The organism is Streptomyces sp. AC627_RSS907, assembly GCF_019049165.1.
Map to the genome: position 1 here is coordinate 1 of NZ_JAGMUE010001522.1, position 552 is coordinate 552.

Consider the following 552-nt stretch of genomic DNA (forward strand, 5'->3'; position numbering starts at 1 on the left):
CTCATGAAGTTCTCGTAGCCCCGGTTGATCAGATCGATACCGTGCACCCGGGAGGTGCCCTGCGCCGCCAGCGCGGCGATCAGGTACGAGAAGCCGCCGCGCAGGTCGGGGATGACCAGGTCGGCGCCCTGCAGCTTGGTGGGCCCGGAGACGACCGCGGAGTGCAGGAAGTTGCGCTGGCCGAAGCGGCAGGCGGAGCCGCCGAGGCACTCGCGGTAGAGCTGGATGTGGGCGCCCATCTGGTTCAGCGCCGAGGTGAAGCCGAGCCGGGACTCGTACACCGTCTCGTGCACGATCGACAGGCCCGACGCCTGGGTCAGCGCGACGACCAGCGGCTGCTGCCAGTCGGTCTGGAAGCCGGGGTGGACGTCGGTCTCCAGGGCGATGGCGTTCAGCGGGCCGCCGGGGTGCCAGAAGCGGATGCCCTCGTCGTCGATCTCGAAGGCGCCGCCGACCTTCCGGTAGGTGTTGAGGAAGGTCATCATGGAGCGCTGCTGGGCGCCCCGGACGTAGATGTTGCCCTCGGTGGCGAGCGCGGCGCTGGCCCGGGAC

General features: G+C 69.9%; 1 pseudogene. It reads right to left on the reverse strand.

Features of this window, described 5'->3' with window-relative positions:
• Positions 1–552 (reverse strand): annotated as a pseudogene (locus KUM32_RS42795) (UDP-N-acetylglucosamine 1-carboxyvinyltransferase); the annotation flags it as partial.